Annotated in this window: 14 protein-coding genes; 11 read left to right on the top strand and 3 right to left on the bottom strand. The window is 52.0% G+C overall.

The annotated features are described in order from the left end of the window. Positions 1 to 16: 16 nt before the first annotated feature. The 4 genes from CHB83_RS14255 (at position 17) to CHB83_RS14240 (ending at position 6,546) form a co-directional block, all read left to right on the top strand. The gene (locus CHB83_RS14255; RefSeq protein WP_045689918.1) at positions 17 to 2,635 is read left to right on the top strand and encodes an ATP-dependent Clp protease ATP-binding subunit; all 2,619 of its coding nucleotides are present in this window, start codon (positions 17 to 19) and stop codon (positions 2,633 to 2,635) included. Between the two features lie 256 nt (positions 2,636 to 2,891). Further along, positions 2,892 to 4,460, top strand: a complete 1,569-nt coding sequence (locus CHB83_RS14250; protein ID WP_089333107.1) for an acyl-CoA carboxylase subunit beta — start codon at positions 2,892 to 2,894, stop codon at positions 4,458 to 4,460. Between the two features lie 121 nt (positions 4,461 to 4,581). Then, a complete protein-coding gene (locus CHB83_RS14245; RefSeq protein WP_055562455.1) occupies positions 4,582 to 5,652 on the top strand; it encodes a M42 family metallopeptidase in 1,071 nt (356 codons plus the stop codon). A 105-nt stretch (positions 5,653 to 5,757) separates the two neighbouring features. Continuing rightward, positions 5,758 to 6,546 carry an ABC transporter substrate-binding protein gene (locus CHB83_RS14240; protein WP_089333106.1) on the top strand — a complete coding sequence of 263 codons (789 nt, stop codon included), beginning with the start codon at positions 5,758 to 5,760 and terminating at the stop codon, positions 6,544 to 6,546. 107 nt (positions 6,547 to 6,653) lie between these two features. Here the strand turns inward: CHB83_RS14240 and CHB83_RS14235 are convergent, their stop codons facing one another. Together CHB83_RS14235 and aroB are read right to left on the bottom strand one after the other, a co-directional pair. Beyond that, positions 6,654 to 7,916 (bottom strand): 3-phosphoshikimate 1-carboxyvinyltransferase, encoded by a 1,263-nt coding sequence (locus CHB83_RS14235; protein WP_245855358.1) that lies wholly within the window; start codon positions 7,914 to 7,916, stop codon positions 6,654 to 6,656. A gap of 88 nt (positions 7,917 to 8,004) precedes the next feature. After that, positions 8,005 to 9,045 carry a 3-dehydroquinate synthase gene (gene aroB / locus CHB83_RS14230; protein ID WP_089333168.1) on the bottom strand — a complete coding sequence of 347 codons (1,041 nt, stop codon included), beginning with the start codon at positions 9,043 to 9,045 and terminating at the stop codon, positions 8,005 to 8,007. Between the two features lie 127 nt (positions 9,046 to 9,172). Here aroB and CHB83_RS14225 point away from each other — a divergent pair, with 127 nt between their 5' ends. From CHB83_RS14225 to lysS, 7 genes are all read left to right on the top strand, one after another. Then, entirely contained in the window at positions 9,173 to 9,619 is a 447-nt protein-coding gene (locus tag CHB83_RS14225; RefSeq protein WP_143437137.1) for a hypothetical protein, read from the top strand. Between the two features lie 175 nt (positions 9,620 to 9,794). After that, positions 9,795 to 10,991 (top strand): proline dehydrogenase family protein, encoded by a 1,197-nt coding sequence (locus CHB83_RS14220; RefSeq protein WP_089333104.1) that lies wholly within the window; start codon positions 9,795 to 9,797, stop codon positions 10,989 to 10,991. 111 nt (positions 10,992 to 11,102) lie between these two features. Beyond that, positions 11,103 to 11,471 (top strand): hypothetical protein, encoded by a 369-nt coding sequence (locus CHB83_RS14215; protein ID WP_045687650.1) that lies wholly within the window; start codon positions 11,103 to 11,105, stop codon positions 11,469 to 11,471. Positions 11,472 to 11,661: 190 nt separating this feature from the next. Continuing rightward, on the top strand, positions 11,662 to 12,486 hold the full coding sequence (locus CHB83_RS24315) for a hypothetical protein (protein ID WP_317044792.1): 825 nt from the start codon (positions 11,662 to 11,664) through the stop codon (positions 12,484 to 12,486). A gap of 318 nt (positions 12,487 to 12,804) precedes the next feature. Further along, a complete protein-coding gene (locus tag CHB83_RS14205; protein ID WP_052695043.1) occupies positions 12,805 to 14,952 on the top strand; it encodes a carboxy terminal-processing peptidase in 2,148 nt (715 codons plus the stop codon). Positions 14,953 to 15,182: 230 nt separating this feature from the next. After that, positions 15,183 to 16,220 (top strand): hypothetical protein, encoded by a 1,038-nt coding sequence (locus tag CHB83_RS14200; RefSeq protein WP_245855357.1) that lies wholly within the window; start codon positions 15,183 to 15,185, stop codon positions 16,218 to 16,220. 227 nt (positions 16,221 to 16,447) lie between these two features. After that, positions 16,448 to 18,010, top strand: coding sequence for a lysine--tRNA ligase (gene lysS, locus CHB83_RS14195; protein ID WP_089333102.1), 1,563 nt, complete (start codon positions 16,448 to 16,450; stop codon positions 18,008 to 18,010). A 558-nt stretch (positions 18,011 to 18,568) separates the two neighbouring features. Here the strand turns inward: lysS and CHB83_RS14190 are convergent. Continuing rightward, positions 18,569 to 18,937 carry a YtxH domain-containing protein gene (locus tag CHB83_RS14190; protein ID WP_089333101.1) on the bottom strand — a complete coding sequence of 123 codons (369 nt, stop codon included), beginning with the start codon at positions 18,935 to 18,937 and terminating at the stop codon, positions 18,569 to 18,571. Between the last annotated feature and the right edge of the window lie 45 nt (positions 18,938 to 18,982).

Raw genomic sequence — 18,982 nt, 5'->3', positions numbered from 1 at the left:
TCACTACCTTATCTGCATGGAAGCTAAATTCTCAAATCGAGTCAAGGAGGTCATCTCCCTGAGCCGGGAAGAGGCCATCCGGCTCGGGCACGACTATATCGGTACCGAACACTTATTGCTGGGCATGATTCGCGAAGGGGAAGGCACGGCCATCGGCTTGCTCAAGAAATTGGGTGTTTCGGTGGACGAGCTGAAGTATGCCCTTGAGCAGGCCACTCGCAACACGGCCACGCAGGGCACGAGCATCACTGGCTCTATCCCACTGACGAAGCAAACCGAGAAAGTCCTCAAGATTACCTACCTCGAAGCTAAAATCTTCAAAAGCGAAATCATTGGCACCGAGCACCTGCTCCTGTCGATTTTGCGCGATGAAGACAACATTTCGTCTCAAATCCTCAGCAAATTCAACGTGAACTACGAATCCGTGCGCGATTCGCTGGACTACCACGGTAACACGGCGAACAACCCTACTAACGGCCCTGAGGCCGACGATGATGACAACGACCGCCTCTTTGGAGGTGGTGCAGGCCGCGGCGGTGCTGGCGCCGGCGCTACTCCAAAGAAGGGCAACGAAAAGTCGCGCACTCCGGTGCTCGATAACTTCGGCCGCGACCTGACTAAGCTAGCTGAAGAGGACAAGCTTGATCCTATTGTAGGTCGCGAAAAAGAAATTGAGCGTGTTGCCCAAATTCTGTCGCGCCGCAAAAAGAACAACCCTATTCTGATTGGTGAGCCTGGTGTTGGTAAGACGGCTATTGCTGAAGGCCTTGCCCTGCGCATCATCCAGAAGAAGGTATCTCGTGTACTGTTTGGTAAGCGCGTAGTTACGCTTGACCTTGCTTCACTGGTGGCTGGTACCAAGTACCGCGGCCAGTTTGAGGAGCGCATGAAGGCCGTAATGAATGAGTTGGAGAAGTCGCCCGACGTTATCCTGTTCATTGACGAGCTGCACACGATTGTGGGCGCTGGTGGCGCATCTGGTTCACTAGATGCTTCCAACATGTTCAAACCTGCCTTGGCTCGTGGCGAGATTCAATGCATTGGTGCTACTACGCTCGACGAATATCGTCAGTACATTGAAAAGGACGGCGCCCTTGCCCGTCGTTTCCAGATGGTAATGGTAGATCCTACCACTCCAGAAGAGACGATTGAAATCCTGAACAACATCAAGGACAAGTATCAGGACCACCATCACGTTCTGTACACCGACAAGGCAATTGAGGCTTGTGTGAAACTGTCAGACCGCTACATGTCGGACCGTTTCCTCCCCGATAAGGCCATCGACATTCTTGACGAGGCTGGTGCCCGTGTCCACATCAACAACATCGTGGTACCCGAAGATATCCTCAAGCTTGAAGAGCAGATTGAGAATATCAAGACGGAGAAGAACCGCGTTGTAAAATCGCAGAAGTACGAGGAAGCTGCTAAGCTCCGCGACACGGAGAAAAAGCTGATCGATCAACTCGACCAAGCCAAAAAGGATTGGGAAGAGGAGACCAAGAAAAAGCGCTACACCGTAAAAGAGGAGAACGTAGCTGAGGTTATTGCCATGATGACTGGCATTCCTGTTTCCCGCGTAGCTCAGAACGAAAGCTCTAAGCTCCTGAAAATGGGTGATGAGCTGAAGGGCAAGGTGATTGGTCAGGATAAGGCCATTGCTCAGCTTGTGAAGGCTATTCAGCGTACTCGCGTAGGTTTGAAAGACCCTAAGAAGCCAATCGGCTCTTTCGTATTCCTAGGCCCAACTGGTGTAGGTAAGACGGAACTGGCGAAGGTGTTGGCTAACTACCTCTTCGATAAGGAAGATTCGCTCGTGCGTATCGATATGTCGGAGTACATGGAGAAATTCAGCATCTCGCGCCTAGTGGGCGCACCTCCCGGCTACGTAGGCTACGAAGAAGGCGGTCAGCTCACGGAGAAGATTCGTCGCAAGCCATATTCGGTTATTCTGCTGGATGAGATTGAAAAAGCTCACCCCGACGTGTACAACCTGCTTTTGCAAGTGCTAGATGACGGCATTCTGACCGACGGCCTTGGTCGCAAGGTGGACTTCCGCAACACCATCATCATCATGACCTCTAACATTGGAGCTCGTGACTTGCAGGACTTCGGGGCTGGCATTGGCTTCGGCACTAAGGCTCGTCAGGAGAACATGGACGAGATTACGAAGGGCACTATCACTAATGCTCTGCGCAAGACCTTCTCACCAGAGTTCCTCAACCGTTTGGACGATGTTATCGTGTTCAACTCGCTTGAGAAGCACGACATCCACCGCATTATTGACATTTCGCTGTCGAAGTTGCTCAACCGCATCCAGACACTGGGCTACCGAGTGGAGCTGACCGATGCTGCTAAGGACTTTGTAGCCGAGAAAGGCTACGATCCGAAGTATGGTGCACGTCCGCTGAACCGGGCCATCCAGAAGTACATTGAAGATCCGATTGCGGAGGAAATTCTAAAAGCCGAAATCGCCCAGGGCGATGTTATCACGGCCGATTACACTGCCGATGCTGAGGAGCTAACCTTCTCCGTAAGCAAGAGCGGTGAAATGCCCAACCTTGCCAGCGATGAGCGCCCGGAAGAAACTCCCGAGCCCAACGATGACGAGCCAGACACTAAGAAGAAAGGCGAGTAATCGTCATTCAATATGAGAAAGGCCGGCTCCCACCTAGGAGCCGGCCTTTTTTGTAGCTTAATAAGCTAACCGTTGTTAGTACAGGTTCTAACTTATTAACCTTAATACTCTCAATATACAAGTGTCAACAACAGCACCTCGATATCCTAGCCATTGCTAAGCCGCCCCACAATTCTGGTGCGGCTTTTCTTTGTTGGTGCGTTACCTTTGGTTTCCTGACCTAACTAGTACACTCTGCATTTCCTACTCCCGCCCAATGTCTGATTCACGCGCTGAAGCCCACCTGAGTAAACTCGAAATTCTTGAACGCAAAAACCAGGAAGCTTTATTGGGCGGCGGCCAAGCCCGCATCGACGCCCAACACAAGAAAGGCAAGCTTACTGCCCGCGAGCGGATTGATCTGTTACTTGATGAAGGATCGTTTGAGGAGATAGGAAAGTTTGTAATGCACCGCTCTAAGGACTTCGGTCTTGACAAGGAATACTACCTAGGCGATGGAGTAGTAACGGGTTATGGTACCGTCAACGGCCGCTTGGTATATGTGTTCTCCCAAGATTTCACCGTTTTCGGCGGCTCTCTTAGCGAAACCCACGCCGAGAAAATTGTAAAAATCATGGACCTAGCCATGAAGAACGGAGCCCCCGTGATTGGGCTTAATGACTCAGGCGGGGCCCGTATTCAAGAAGGAGTAGTAAGCTTAGGTGGCTACGCTGATATCTTCTACAAGAACACCCTGGCCTCAGGCGTAGTACCTCAGCTCTCGGCTATTATGGGGCCGTGCGCAGGCGGCGCGGTGTACTCGCCCGCCATTACCGACTTCATTTTGATGGTGGAAGATACGAGCTATATGTTCGTGACCGGCCCCAACGTAGTGAAGACGGTGACCCATGAAACCGTTACGAGTGAGGAGTTGGGCGGTGCTAGCACGCATTCTACCAAGAGCGGCGTGACGCACTTCACAGCACCCAACGAGGTAGCGTGCATTAACCAACTCAAGGCCCTGCTGAGCTACATGCCGCAGAACTGCGAGGAAACGGCACCCGCAGTACCCTACGAAACGGGCTTGGATGAGTCGCGGCCGGTACTGGACTCCATCATCCCTGACAACCCAAACCAGCCGTACGACATCCGCGAAGTAATTGAGGGCATAGTCGATACTGATTCGTTCTTAGAAGCACATCAGAACTTCGCTGAGAACATTGTGGTCGGGTTTGCCCGCCTTGGTGGTCGCAGCATTGGAATAGTAGGCAACCAGCCGGCAGTACTGGCCGGTGTGCTCGATATTAATGCCTCGACCAAAGCGGCGCGGTTCGTACGGTTCTGCGACTCGTTTAACATTCCGCTGCTGGTGCTGGAAGATGTACCAGGCTTTCTACCGGGCACCGATCAGGAATGGCGGGGCATTATTACCAATGGTGCAAAGCTGCTCTATGCCTTCTGCGAAGCTACGGTACCGCGTATCACGGTTATCACCCGTAAGGCGTACGGTGGAGCTTACGACGTAATGAACTCCAAGCACATTGGAGCCGACATGAACTACGCTTGGCCTACTGCCGAAATTGCCGTAATGGGCGCCAAAGGAGCCGCCGAAATCATCTTCAAGCGAGAAATTGCTCAGGCGGCTGACCCGGAAGCGAAGCTGCAAGAGAAGGTAGATGAGTACCAGGAAAAGTTTGCTACTCCCTACCGCGCGGCCCACCGCGGCTTCGTAGATGAAGTAATTTTACCTTCTCAGACGCGCCAGAAGCTAATTCGGGCGTTTAAGATGTTAGAAAATAAAGTAGACACCTTGCCGCGCAAGAAGCATGGCAACATCCCCTTGTAAATAAAGTCCCTGTTACGATCGAGCGAGGTAGCGCGAAGGACTGAGAGTTACCCTGTTCTGACCTAGAAAAACAACCTGGTGCGAAAAGGTCCTTCGCATAGCCCAGGATGACACCTACCGTATGCGTCAAGAATCGTTTGACTTCCTACAGAAGTACCTAAATAACCCCTCCCCTACTGGTTTCGAGAAGGAAGGACAGAAACTCTGGCTCGAATATATCAAGCCCTACATCGACGAGTATTTTGTCGACACTTATGGTACCGTAGTGGGCGTTATCAACCCCGAAGCTGAGTACAAAGTAGTGATTGAGGCCCACGCCGACGAGATCAGCTATTTCGTAAACTTTATCACGGAATCGGGCTTCTTGTATCTGCGTAAAAACGGAGGTTCCGACCCCTTGGTAGCGCCAAGCAAGCGCGTAAACATCCACACAAAAAAAGGCATAGTGAAGGCCGTATTTGGCTGGCCAGCTATTCATGTGCGGAAAGTAGAGCAAGACAAAGCCCCTACTATTGAAACTGTGTATTTGGACTGCGGTGCGTCTTCTAAGGAAGAAGTAGAGCAGTTGGGTATCCACGTGGGTTCGGTAGTAACCTTTGAAGATGAGTTCACCGTCCTCAATGACCGGTACTACGTAGGCCGCGCCTTAGACAACCGTATCGGTGGCTTCATGATTGCTGAAGTAGCCCGCATGCTAAAGGAAAACGACAAGAAGCTACCTTTTGGCTTGTATGTGGTAAATGCCGTGCAGGAAGAAATTGGCTTGCGCGGCGCGGAGATGATTGCTCACCGCATTAAGCCCGATGTTGCCATCATCACCGACGTGACGCATGACACGCAGTCGCCGATGTATGAGAAAAAAACTGCCGGCGACATTTTCTGCGGAAAAGGCCCCGTAATCACCTACGGCCCGGCGGTACAGAATAACCTGCGCGACCTTATCATTGAGACGGCTCAGGCAGCGGAGATTCCCTTCCAGCGGGCCGCCGCTACCCGTGCCACGGGCACCGACACCGACGCATTTGCTTATTCGGGAGCAGGCGTGGCTTCGGCCCTGATTTCGCTACCCTTGAAGTACATGCACACCACGGTAGAAACCGTGCATAAAGACGATGTGGAGCATGTAACGCAGCTTATCTACGAAACGCTGTTGCGCATTGAGGACAAGCAGGACTTCCGCTATTTTAGCTAAGTAGTGCCGTTGGGCTGCCCGTCGAAGAGGCGCTGTTCTGTGGTATGCAGAGCGGCGCCTCTTCTGCGTATGGCTATCGTTTGAAGCAGGTCAACTTTTTATTTCATGCTGGATTTTCTTCCGCCGCTTACCGTTACCGACCAAATGGGACGGCGTGTGGCAGTGCCCTACCCCCCGCAGCGAATCGTGTCGCTTGTACCTTCCCAAACCGAATTGCTCTACGACCTGGGCCTGGGTAGCCGGGTAGTAGGCGTTACGAAGTTTTGTATTCACCCGCGGACAGCGCGGCAGCAGGCCCAAGTAGTAGGCGGCACGAAAAATTTTGATTTCGCGAGAATTGCCAGCTTAAAGCCCGATTTGATTTTGGGTAATAAGGAGGAAAATTATCAAGAGGGAATTACAGAGTTGGCAAGTAAGCACCCGGTCTGGATGAGCGACATCACAAACCTGGAGGCCTCCTTGGATATGATCCGGCGCGTTGGACTCATAACCGGCCGACAAGCGAAAGCAGATTCGCTAAGCGCAGCAATAGCAGCATCTTTTACGGCTTTACAAGTTTCTGATTCGCTTGTGCCTGCTGCCTACTTTATTTGGCGTAAACCCTATATGGTAGCAGCAAGCGGCACGTTCATTAATGATATGCTGCAGCGGGCGGGCTTTCAGAATGTGTTTGCGCAGCTACAGCGTTATCCTGAAATTACCCCTGCTCAACTAGCAGAGGCTGCACCACACCAGATTTTGCTTTCTTCGGAGCCTTACCCGTTCGGCGAAAAACACCGAGTGGAGTTTCAGGCCATCTGCCCAGGGGCTACCATTCGAATCGTAGACGGCGAATTATTCAGCTGGTATGGCAGCCGGCTCCTACACTCAGCGGATTACTTCCGAACTCTCTGATACGTGCGGTTTACTTTCGCCCGCTTCTCTTTCAAAATAGATTACCAAACAACTGCGCCCCACTAGTATGCTAGCGGGGCGCAGTTGTTTGGTAATTGAGAAGCAGATTAGCGGACCTCGAAACCTATTTTTCCCAATTCCTGCCAGAACTGTGGGTAGGATTTGCGCACTACACGGGGCGCCTCAATAGTTAGAGGTCCACGCAAGGCTAAGGGCGCAAAAGCCATAGCCATGCGGTGGTCGTGATAGGTAGCTACTGTTTGATTTTTAACTTCGAAGCCATCAGCTGAAACGCGGAAGCGGCCCTCTCCTTCGTCCGTGAGGGCACCACCAAACTTTGCTAACTCCTGTTGCAGGGCAGCAATCCGATCCGTTTCCTTAATGCGCAAGCTTTCCAGGCCCGTCATGATAGTAGGCACACCAAGAGCAGCTGCTACCACGGCTACAGTTTGCGCCAGATCGGGGCAGTCGGTAAAGTCCTGCTCTACGGCGGCGGCAGGTGCCGTCTGGGTCAGGCGCACCGATTCATTAGCTAAGAATTCGGTCTGGACCCCAAGCTGTGCCATAATACCCACAATAGCTTGGTCGCCCTGCCAGGAGTATCGGCGTAGCGTGGGCAAGGTTAGGTGGGAGCCCGCCGGTGCTAAGGCTACCATTGCATACCAATAGCTAGCCGCCGACCAGTCGCCTTCCACGGTATAATCGGTGGGCTGGTAGGCCTGGGAGCGCACTTCCAACACCTCGCCCAAGTCGCGGCACTGAGCACCAAAGTGCTGCATCAGTGCCTGCGTCATACGGATGTAGGGGCGCGAGCCGACCTTACCCGTAAGCCAGATACGCAAGCCACTTGGCAAGGTGGGCCCAATCATCAGAAGGGCCGAGATGTACTGGCTGCTGATGTCGCCGCGCACTGTTAGCTCCGTGGGATCTTCCTCTGCTGGCTGGGGCGTACGCCCTTGCAGGCGCAAGGGTGGGTAGCCCTCCTGCCCGGCATACTCTATCCGGGCTCCCAATTGGCGGAGCGCTTCTACCAGAACCCCAATGGGGCGCTCCAGCATGCGAGCAGTACCTACCAATTCAGTTTGGCGCCCGGTCATAGCAAGATAAGCCGTCAAAAAACGCATCACCGTGCCGGCATCTTCAGCATCGAAAGTAGCGGCAGCGGGGTCTTGGAGCAGCCGCTCCATGAGTTGGGTATCGTTAGCGTCCGACAGATTACGTAGCTGGCCGCCACCAGCCAAGGCTTGAATAATCAGGGCGCGGTTGCTTTCACTTTTGGAAGCCGGAACTTGCGCACTTCCGCGCAGAACTTGGCTTGGCCACGTCAGCTGGAGAGAAGCAGGGTACTCAGGGGAGGAAGAAATCGTCATGCAAAAAAAATGAGGCCGGGTACTAGCTAGCATCCGACGCTAACCGCAGGCTCAATAGCAGCGGCAACAAACAGAAATACCGGCCAACTCAGAGCCGGTGGTAGTAACGCAAGGAAGCAGCAATTTCGGCAGGAGTTACGGGTTGGTCATACACGGCACGGCCAATTCCTTCCAGTAGGGTGCAGTTGATAGTGGAACCCACGTTCTTCTTATCCTGATAAGCAAACTCCGCAATAGCCTCCGTCTCAAGTGTTACGAACTGCACTTTCTCGAAAACCGAAAACAGGAAGGTCTCAATCGTATCAAGTTCCTGCTCGCTCAGAAGCCCCTTTTCGCGGCTCAGCCAAGCCTCGCATATCATTCCAGCAGCTACAGCTTCGCCGTGCAGAATTTCGCGGCCAGGCTGAAGTAGCAAATAGCTCTCTAGGGCATGGCCGACGGTATGCCCGTAATTGAGCACTTTGCGTAGGCCACTTTCCAACGGATCTTGGGCTACTACCTGTTCTTTCAATAGTACCGACTCCCGAATCAGGGGCAGCCACTCCTCCACGAACATACCAATGCTCCGGTTCTGCTGGAAGGCGTCGGCATCGGCAATCAGCCAGTGCTTTACTATCTCGGCGTAACCAGCCTTCAACTGCCGCGGGTCCAGGGTCTGCAAGAACTGCGGATCAATGCACACGGCCGCTGGCTCCTGAAATACGCCCAGTTGGTTTTTGAAGCCGAGGAAATCAACGCCTGTTTTGCCTCCTACACTAGCATCTACCTGCGCCAGCAAGGTAGTGGGCACCTGAATGAAGCGAATACCCCGTTTGTACACCGCCGCACAAAAACCACCCAAGTCCGTCACTACCCCACCGCCCAAGTTCACGAGCACGGCGTGGCGGTCTGTGTTCTGCTCCGTAAGCTGCTGCCACACGGTATCACAGGTAGCAAGCGTCTTAAATTCCTCGCCGGCGGGAATTTCAATTAGCCGATGAGTAGGCGGCAAATGCGGTTGTAGCAGGGGGTAGCACAAGCGGGCCGTGTTAGCATCGGCTAGTACCCAAACCTGTCCTACAGCTGGACGGCGGAGCAGTTCTGCCAGTGCGGGCAGCGCTTCTGCGCCCAAAAATAATGTGTCTGTCAAGGTCGTGTCGGTTTCAAAAAAACTTATGCGCTTTGGTAGCGTGAAATTGCCCAAAATTCACTTGTTTTGATGCAACTATTTAAGCTTTATATCACTCATAGTAGCGCAACTTAAGCTCTATTATTTTATGAATTCTTTCTTACGTCAGTTATTCATTACTGGTGGGGCTGCAGTATTCTTGGCAGCATGTAACCGTGACTCATTACCAACCGCAGAGGAACAGTTAGTGGGCCGTTGGGAGTGGGTGGAAAGTTCTATTGTTTCGGATCCGGCTCTTACTCCGGCCGTTACTGGGCACCGGGTTCGGATTGAGTTTGACCGGCGCGGGCGGGCTCGGTTTTTCGAGGACGGCACTTTGCGGGGTGCAGCAGCATATTCTGTACGGCGCGCCGCCCGTAGCAATGCCAAAAACAAATACCGTCACGTTATCATTTACCGTGGTTACCAAAGCAGTCAATACTATCTAGTCTCCGGCAACCGGTTGTATCTCCAGGACGCCAACGGCAAGCTTAGTAACCACCAGTACATCCGCGTAGCTAATTCTACTACTCCTGTAGCAGCTAACGCTCAGTAAGTATAGAATTACGCAGCATAGCGACGGTATTGGCTATAAGCTACCTAAGTGGCGAGGCGAGGCGCAACCTTCGAAAAAGCAAATTGCAGTTAAGTAACTATCCGGTTTGAAACGATGTTAACCGGCTATCTTTGCCCTGCGAAGTCCGCCCACTCGTCGCTAAACTGACTGCTTAATGTCCCTTACGCAAGCCCCCCCCCTATCCTTCGAGGATACTGCCGTTGCTTTCGCCTCCAAATCGGATGGGGAGCTACGCAAAATGTACGCCCTGTTTGCAGCCATGAATAACAACTCCCTTGTGAAGACGGGCGGAGGCCTCATGAAAACAGCGCTGAAGTGGCATGTGCCCGGCACTAAGTTTTTGATCAAGAACTCCATCTTTGACCAGTTCTGCGGGGGTGAGAGCATTCAAGATTGTTTGCCAGTTATCCAGGAGCTAGCCCGCTATCAGATCGGTACCATCCTCGACTATTCAGTGGAAGGAGAGGGTACCGATAAGAGCTTTGATGAAACCACCACCGAGCTGCTGGCTACCATTGATTTGGCCCATCGTTCGGAATCGATTCCATTCTCCGTATTTAAAGTAACTGGTGTAGCCGATAGCGCCATTTTAGAGAAAGTGCAACGCGGGGTAGCCCTCACGCCTACTGAGCAGGCCAGCTACGAGCGCAGCAAAAAGCGTATTAACGCCATCTGTGCGCGCGCCCACCAGTATGGGGTACGCGTATTTATTGATGCTGAAGAAAGCTGGTTCCAGGAAACCATTGACCAGCTGACGTACGAGATGATGCAGCGCTACAACCGGGAGTCGGCCATTGTTTGGAACACGTATCAGCTGTACCGCCAAGACCGGCTCGACGCTATCAAAAAGGCTTACGAGGATGCAGTGCAGGGCGGTTACTACCTAGGGGGCAAGCTGGTGCGGGGCGCTTACATGGAAAAGGAAGCCCGCGTAGCAGCTAGCCAGGGCCGCCAAAACCCAATCAACCCGAGCAAGCAAGCCACCGACGACCTCTATAATGAGTCGTTACGTTTCTGCGTAGAGCATGCCGATCATATTAGCATTTGTGCAGGTACACATAATGAGGCTAGCTCTCTACTGCTTACTGAGCTTATGCAGGAAAACGGCTTGCAGCCCAATGACCCACGCATGTGGTTTGCGCAGTTATATGGCATGAGCGATAATCTCACCTACAACTTGGCTAATGCGGGCTATAATACGGCCAAATACGTGCCTTATGGTCCAGTTGCGTCGGTAATGCCCTATCTCCTGCGGCGTGCTGATGAAAACACCGCTATTGCCGGCCAAACCAGCCGTGAATTTTTATTAATTCAAAAGGAGATGAACCGCCGTAAAGCGCAGAAACGCTAGTTTTTGTAGCCCGGCACAGTTTTGGTTAGCGCCCGCCCGCCGTCTTTACTCGGATGTAAAGACGGCGGGCTTTTTTTTGCTACATTCCGCTCCCCTAATACTTTCTCCCTCATGATCGGCCGAGTACGCAGCCATTTAATTCGCTTTGCCCGCACCCAGGTGGGTACTACTAGCTACCTCAACTTGGTTCAGGAAGCTGAGCTTGGCCTTAACCTAGACATTTCCCACGAGAAAGCTCGACTCAATGAACTCCTTGCCGAGCTTTCTGAACAGGAACATGCTGCCGGCCGTCCTATTCTTAGTTGCTTGGTGAAAGTAGAAGGCTCAAAGGGCCAGGGCGACAACTTCTATAAGTTGTGCGAGCGGCTAGGACTGGGCGAATGGCGCACTCTTAAGCAACAGGAAGACTTCCTGAAAACAATGCGCCGCGAGTGCAGAACATTCTGGCAAGATTCGGTCAATTACGAAAAATTCGCCTAAGTACAAGGCCTAAAGTTGCTTAGCTGATGAGGCTAGGAGGTAAAATAGATTTATAAGCAGATTTTTTTGCAACCCCATTCTGACTGCTCCCGTTAAGCTACTCAGATCACCTGCTGCTCCCTTTCCACTAGTACAACCCAGCAGGCGAAAGCAAAACTCTCTCCTTTCAATCATTTAAATCTCCCACTCCATGAGCACTAACGATTCGATCAATCCGACTAATTCAGGTACAGGTTCAGGCGCTAACTACGGTACTGGCTCGGCTGGCACTGGCTACGGCACTGGCGCAAACACTACCTCTAGCGGCAATATGGGCAACTCTAGCACCAGCGACTCAGGTGTTGCTGGCTCAGACAACAGCGCACACCATGACTACAGCGCCACGCAAAAAGGCGGTGCAATTGCTGGTTCAGCAGGCGCAACCATCGGTGCTGGCGTAGACGCAGTACAGAATGCTGCTGGTGACGCAGCACGTGCAGTAACTGGTAGCAACACCACCTATGGTACTTCTACTTATGGAACCTTCCGCGACCGTGACAGCGCCGAGCGTGCTTACCAGTCGCTTTCGTCACGTGGTTATTCTAAGGACGACGTAAACGTATTGATGTCGGACGACACCCGCAAGACGCACTTCGGCAGCGATACTCCTGATACTGAGCTTGGCGACAAAGCCATGGAAGGCGCTGGCGTAGGTTCAGCAATCGGTGGTACGGCTGGTGCTGTAATCGGTGCAATTGCTGCCATTGGTACTTCAGTAGCACTACCCGGTTTGGGCTTAGTAATTGCTGGTCCTATTGCTGCCGCTCTGGCGGGTGCTGGTGCCGGTGGTTTGACGGGCGGCTTAGTAGGAGCCCTAGTAGGCTCGGGTATCCCAGAAGAGCACGCTTCTGAGTACGAAAGCGACATCAAGAGCGGTAACATCGTCATGGGTGTGAAACCCCGTAGCGAAGAAGATGCTCGCTACTTTGAAGAAGAATTCCGTCGCAACAATGGCGAGAAAGTACGTCACTACTAAGCAGACCGCTTTTTAGTCTTGAAGGCCCTTCCACTTGAGTGGAAGGGCCTTTATTTTTTTGTATATTGATCATTCCATAGGACTTTACGGAGGCTATTCTGTTGTATCTCACCCCCCTGCTTTCAGGTTCTTATGGTTCACCTTCCAGCAAATGCAACCTAGAGTCGGTTACTTACTTCTTTCTCTCAGGCAAGCAGCTAACAGGGCACTTATTTTACTGGTTTTGGCGTTTTTGCTTATAACCAGTCTTTCTGGTAGCACGTAGCATTAGCGTGTGTTGCCTTCTCAATTGACTTTTTCATTTCATCCCGATTCTTCATGTCCTCCACCCGAATTAAAATAGGCCTGTATGCCTCGGTGCTGATGGCAGTGTTTGTGCTGGCTTCCTACAAGCTGTACCGGCGCAACGACAACCGCACGCCGCAGAAGGACGAAGTCCTGGTAAAGGCAATGCTTCAGGCTCTCACTCAGGCCCACTACCAGCCTGAGAAGATTGACGACACATTCTCTAAGCGGGTGTTCGACTTGTACCTCAAGCGTCTGGATTCTAGCAAAAAGTTCTTGCTGCAATCGGACGTAGACCAACTGCGCAAATACCAAAACGACATTGACAACGAGGTGCTGCGGGGCACGCACGAGTTCCTAGACGTGAGCACGCAGATCATGGACCAGCGTGTGAAGGATGTGCAGGCCCTCTACCACGATATTCTGTCGAAGCCTTTCGACTTTACCACGGACGAGACGTTTGAGACTGAGCCCGATAAATCTACGTTTGCGGCCAATGCAGCAGCGCAACGAGAAGAGTGGCGCAAGTTCCTGAAGTACCAAACTATGGTACGCGTATCAGAGCTGATGGACGAGCAGGCCAAGAAGAAAGACAAGCCGCTGGCTTCTACCTCTGCTCAGCCTTCTGTAGCTACTACTTCAGAGCCTGTGCGCACGCCAGCCCAAATGGAAGAGGAAGCCCGGAAGCGGGTGATGAAGTACTTTGATGCTTACTTCAAAGACCTTCAGCAAAACGATGCAAACGACCGGTTGGCTACGTACGCCAATACCATCGCCAACACCTATGACCCTCACACGGAGTATTTCGCTCCGCGCGACAAAGAGACCTTTGATCAGGCCATGACTGGCCGTTTCGAAGGGATTGGCGCCTCATTACAGGAGAAGGATGGTCAGATCAAGGTATCTGACATCATCCCAGGTAGCGCCTCCTACCGTCAGGGCGAGTTGAAAGCCGGTGACATTATTATTCGCGTGGCTCAGGGAGCTGCTGAACCGGTATCAGTTGAAGGCCTTCGTCTTGACAAAGCTGTATCGATGATCAAGGGTAAGAAAGGCACGGAGGTACGCTTAACGGTGAAGAAACCCGATGCAAGCACCAAGGTCATTTCTATCATTCGTGATGTAGTAGTGCTTGAGGAAACCTTTGCGCAGTCGGCTACCATCAATGACAATGGTAAGAAGATTGGCTACATCAAGCTGCCAACGTTCTACGCCGACTTTAACGACAATGGCGGCCGCAGCTCAGCAGCCGACGTGAAGAAGGAGCTGGAGAAGCTGAAGCAAGAAAATGTGCAAGGAGTTGTGCTTGACCTACGCTTCAATGGTGGTGGCTCCTTGCAGGATGCCGTAGAAATGGCGGGCCTGTTCGTTGATAGCGGACCAGTAGTACAGGTGCGTGGTGGTCAGGGCGCAGCTAGCATCCTCAACGACCGTGACCCTCGTGTGCAATACAGTGGCCCACTGGTGCTGCTCGTAAACAAGTACAGTGCTTCGGCCTCTGAGATTCTGGCAGCGGCTATGCAAGACTACAAGCGTGGCGTTATCATGGGTTCGGCCAGCACATACGGTAAGGGAACTGTGCAGCGCATCTTCGATCTGGATGACGCAATGCCTGCCGAGTTTAATAACATCAAGCCTTTTGGCTCGCTCAAGCTGACCACGCAGAAGTTCTACCGCATTAATGGTGGCTCTACGCAGTTTAAAGGAGTAGTACCTGATATCATTCTTCCCGACGCGTATAGCTACCTCGACCAGGGTGAGAAAGAGTCAGATTACCCTTTGAAGTGGGATGAAATTACCCCTGCTCGCTACCGCGTTTGGAGTGGTGCTCCTTCCATCGATAAGTTAAAGCAGGCTAGTGCTTCCCGCGTGGCTTCAAGCGCCAGCTTCAAGCAGTTGTCGGACATGGTACAGCGCATGGTAAAGCGTAAGGATGATACCAAAGTATCATTGAAGCTGACTAACTACCGTGCTGAGCAGCAGCAGGCCAAAGTGGAGTCGGATAAGTACGAAGCCATCCAGAAGACAGCTCCAACTTTGAGCATTGCGCCCCTATCGGCTGACATTCGCGCCCTGGGCACCGATACTATCAAAGTAAACCGTGCTTCACGCTTTACGAAGCCTTTGAAGAAGGACATTACCTTGCGGGAGGCTGTATCTGTATTGAAAGACCAGATCTAAGCTACCAAAAGCTACGAATGAAAAGCCCCTGTACCTACTTTGTACAGGGGCTTTTTCTTGCCCAATGCATACAACTAACTTCAGTAGTAAATAAGCCATAAAAATAAATTTTGCTTATGTGCTTTCATCAAAGCATAAAACATTGAATCACAAATAATTAAAAACATAAAATACATGTCAATATTTTTAGCAAATAAGAACTAAGAAAGTGCTACATTGGTTTATAAAGCATGACAACGACGAACATGGAAACGACCATTATTCCGCTCGTAACGGACGAGCAGAAACAAGCGGAGGAAACGTGGCGCAAATCCATTCCTGCCCAGGTTTTCCTGAACTACTTCTTTGCCATCAACTACCACATTCAGGAAGGCGACGACGCGCAGGGTGGCCTACAGCATCTTCCCTTCTTCCGGGCTCACCAGGCTGAGTTGACAGATGCTGATGTGCAAGCAGTAACTAAACTGCTTAGTGCTTGCTGGAGCACCGAGTATGCCTTACGCTCTACGGCAGAGCTAGGCGATGAAGACTACCTGCGTAACGCATTACACTGGACCTTCCCCCAGGCGTATCATACCATCATGGCTGGCTTACAAGCCTTCCTGTACACGGCTGGGGTGCGTAGCAACAACCCATCGTTGATTCGCCGTGAGGTGGGCCGGTTGGTCGTACGCAATGCCTACCCCCGCCCTATTTCCTTCTATGCCGCCGGTGCCTACGGCGACTTTAGCATCCACCGCCTGCCACTGGCTGGCTACAAGGCAGGCCTGCACATTGCCGGCAAGGAGATTGACGCCCAGGCGCAGATTGGTCAATTCTTACGCACTACGCGCAAGATCAAAGCCGTCTCGACCCGCCAGCAGGTACAAGCCAACCCCAATACCGCCATCCGCAGTCAGAAAACGGGCAAGGCGTTGGATAAGTGGACGGCTTCGCACTGGCAGCAAATTACGTGGCGCCTTGGCTACACGACCATCTTTGATCTACTAGGTCGTCTGCGTATTTCTCAGACGAGCCGCGAGATTGAGCGCTTTGTGGAAGCCGAGATTGACTTCAAGCTCTTTCACCAGTCTTTGCTAAACATTGTGAGCTACCTCAATGGTATTCACGAGACCTACGTAGCGAAAGCAATTGGCCTGGAGCGTTACCAGCAGTTGGTAGCAGGCCTGCCTAAGCACTTGCAGAACACCTTTGTTCAGGAGCGTCTGCAAACCCGCGTTGAGCCAGTGCTCCGCGACGACGAGCCGACCATGCATATGGCGGCCTAAGGTACCCGAGCTTTTTTATCATCCGACCGCATATACACGTAAGCGCTGGCCTCTTAGGCCAGCGCTTTTTGTTTGCTCCTGCTTTTCAGCTACGGCAGCTCAGTTACGGTATTCGCTACGAACTACCTAACTCTTCCTCGGTTTATGCAAATAAGTGTGTGAGCCACGCTATTTTTGCAGCTTGACTTTTTCGACCCCATGCGGGTCCTCTACTTACGCCTCGCCCCATGCAGCACCTCAGCGAACAGGAGATAATTCGTCGTAACAAGCTGGAAGAGCTTCAGAAGCTCGGTATTGAGCCTTATCCGTCTGAACTGTTCGATGTAAACTTTTACGCCCAGGAAATCCTGGACAACTACCACCCAGAGCTCAACAACTTTCAGGAAGTAAGCCTAGCAGGCCGTCTGATGTCAATTCGGGTGAAGGGTAAAGCCTCGTTTGCTGAGTTGCAAGACGCTTCTGGCCGCATTCAGCTCTACATCAACCGCGACGAAATTTGCCCTGGCGAAGACAAGGAGCTGTACAACACGGTATTCAAAAAGCTGGTAGACCTCGGCGACTTCGTGGGGGTATCGGGCCACGTGTTCAAAACGATGGTGGGCGAAACGTCGGTGCATGTCACCGGCTTCACGTTGCTAAGCAAAAGCCTACGCCCCCTTCCCGTTGTAAAGGAGCGAGTGGATGAGGCTACGGGTGAGAAAATCACCTATGACGCGTTTACTGACCCCGAGCAGCGTTATCGGCAGCGCTACGTAGACTTGGTTGTGAACCCGCACGTGCGCGAAGCTTTCATTAAGCGTACGCAACTGGTGCAGGCTATGCGCAACTACCTCAACGACAAAGGGTACCTGGAGGTAGAAACGCCCATTTTGCAGCCTCTGTACGGAGGTGCTGCTGCTCGTCCGTTCAAAACCCACCACAACACGCTGGATATGACGCTGTACTTGCGCATTGCCAACGAGCTGTACTTGAAGCGCCTGATTGTGGGTGGTTTTGATGGAGTTTACGAGTTCTCCAAAGACTTCCGCAACGAGGGCATGAGCCGGTTCCACAATCCAGAGTTCACTCAGATGGAACTGTACGTAGCCTACAAAGACTACTACTGGATGATGGACCTAGTAGAGGAAATGGTAGAGCGCGTAGCACTGGCCCTGCACGGCAAAACCGAAGTGCAGGTAGGGGAGAACCTCATCAACTTCCAACGGCCGTGGAAGCGCTTCACCATGGCCGAGTCTATTGAGCACTTCACTGGCTTCAACATTGACGGCAAGAGCGAAGACGAGCTACGAGCTGCTGCGAAGGAGTTGAAAGTAAGTCTTGACCCTAGCATGGGCAAAGCCAAAATCATTGACGAAATATTTGGGGAACACGTGGAGCCGAAGCTAATTCAGCCTACGTTCATCACCGACTATCCCGTAGAAATGTCGCCGCTGGCCAAGAAGCACCGCTCGAAGCCAGGCCTAGTGGAGCGCTTTGAGGCTATTTGCAATGGCAAAGAAATCTGCAACGCTTTCTCGGAACTCAATGACCCTATCGACCAGCGCGCCCGCTTTGAAGAGCAGCTGGAGCTAGGCAAGCGCGGCGACACCGAAGCCATGGTACTCGACGAAGATTTCTTGCGGGCCCTGGAATACGGTATGCCACCTACCGCTGGCCTAGGCATCGGCATCGACCGCCTGAGCATGATTATGACTAACTCTAGCTCGATTCAGGATGTGCTCTTCTTCCCTCAGATGAAGCCAGAGTACACCAAATCGGAGAATGCGCCTAAGCCTGAAGGAGACGAGTAATTATATCTGGGCCTTACATGCAGAAAGCCTCCCGCAGTAAAGAGCGGGAGGCTTTCTTTTTATAACTAACTCAAGCAATTGGCAGGATAGTAATACCTGGAGAAGCTTGCGATGGGCATGTACGATTTTACTACCAAGGGTTATTAACCATTCCTTGCTAGAAGCTCTACAGCCGGCAATTTTACAACAGGTTTTTATCCAACCTCGAATAAGTTGGTTATATCTTCTTTAACGGCCGTGTTAAAAGAAGGTTACCAAAGCGCGATTTTTCTTCGAAACTTTTCAAACCGAAAGCCTCTAAAGTCAGAAAGCCTCCCGCTAAAATAAATGCGGGAGGCTTTCCTTATAATACAATTGACTCACCCTTCCGATTGGGTAACACAGAAGAAATGTGCGATGGACAGCGTACGATTTTACTGATGGGTTGTTTGACCAGATCCTGTCAGAAGCTCTACGGTCGGCAATTTTGCTTCAGTATCTTCTCCAATCTTCTCTTGAGCCGATTGTATATTCTTTAACGCGGGGTGCTACCTAAGGTTACAAGTAGTGCAACTTTTTTTAATGGACCGGGCCTGAATACCTTCCATCACCACCTGTTCCGTCATAATCCGAATTAAGATCATCGTAGGAATGGCTGCCGTAGGTGGTGTCCACTTCGGTAGCACTCATTGAGCTGAGCAGATTATCGGCGGCAGTACGGTCAGAAGACTGCTGCTCAGTGGTAGTAGCTTGGCCGGAGAGCGAGCTTAGGCGCGACTTGCCATCTTTCAGCAGCTTGCTTAAATCGTCGCCGAGTTTAGAGGCTGATTTCTTTAGGCTGGAACGCGTTTCGTTACCAGTCTCGGGGGCCAGTAGCAACCCAGCTACGGCGCCTACGGTGGCACCGGCTAAAAGCGAGAGGATTACTTTTCCTTTGGTGTCTTGCATGGCAGATATAGCAGTTGAAGTGAACTAGTGGGCCGTATATTGCCC

It is taken from the genome of Hymenobacter mucosus (assembly GCF_900188255.1).
Lineage (GTDB): Bacteria > Bacteroidota > Bacteroidia > Cytophagales > Hymenobacteraceae > Hymenobacter > Hymenobacter mucosus.
The sequence above is the reverse complement of the archived record's forward strand: the minus strand, read 5'-3'. Positions and strand labels throughout refer to the sequence as shown.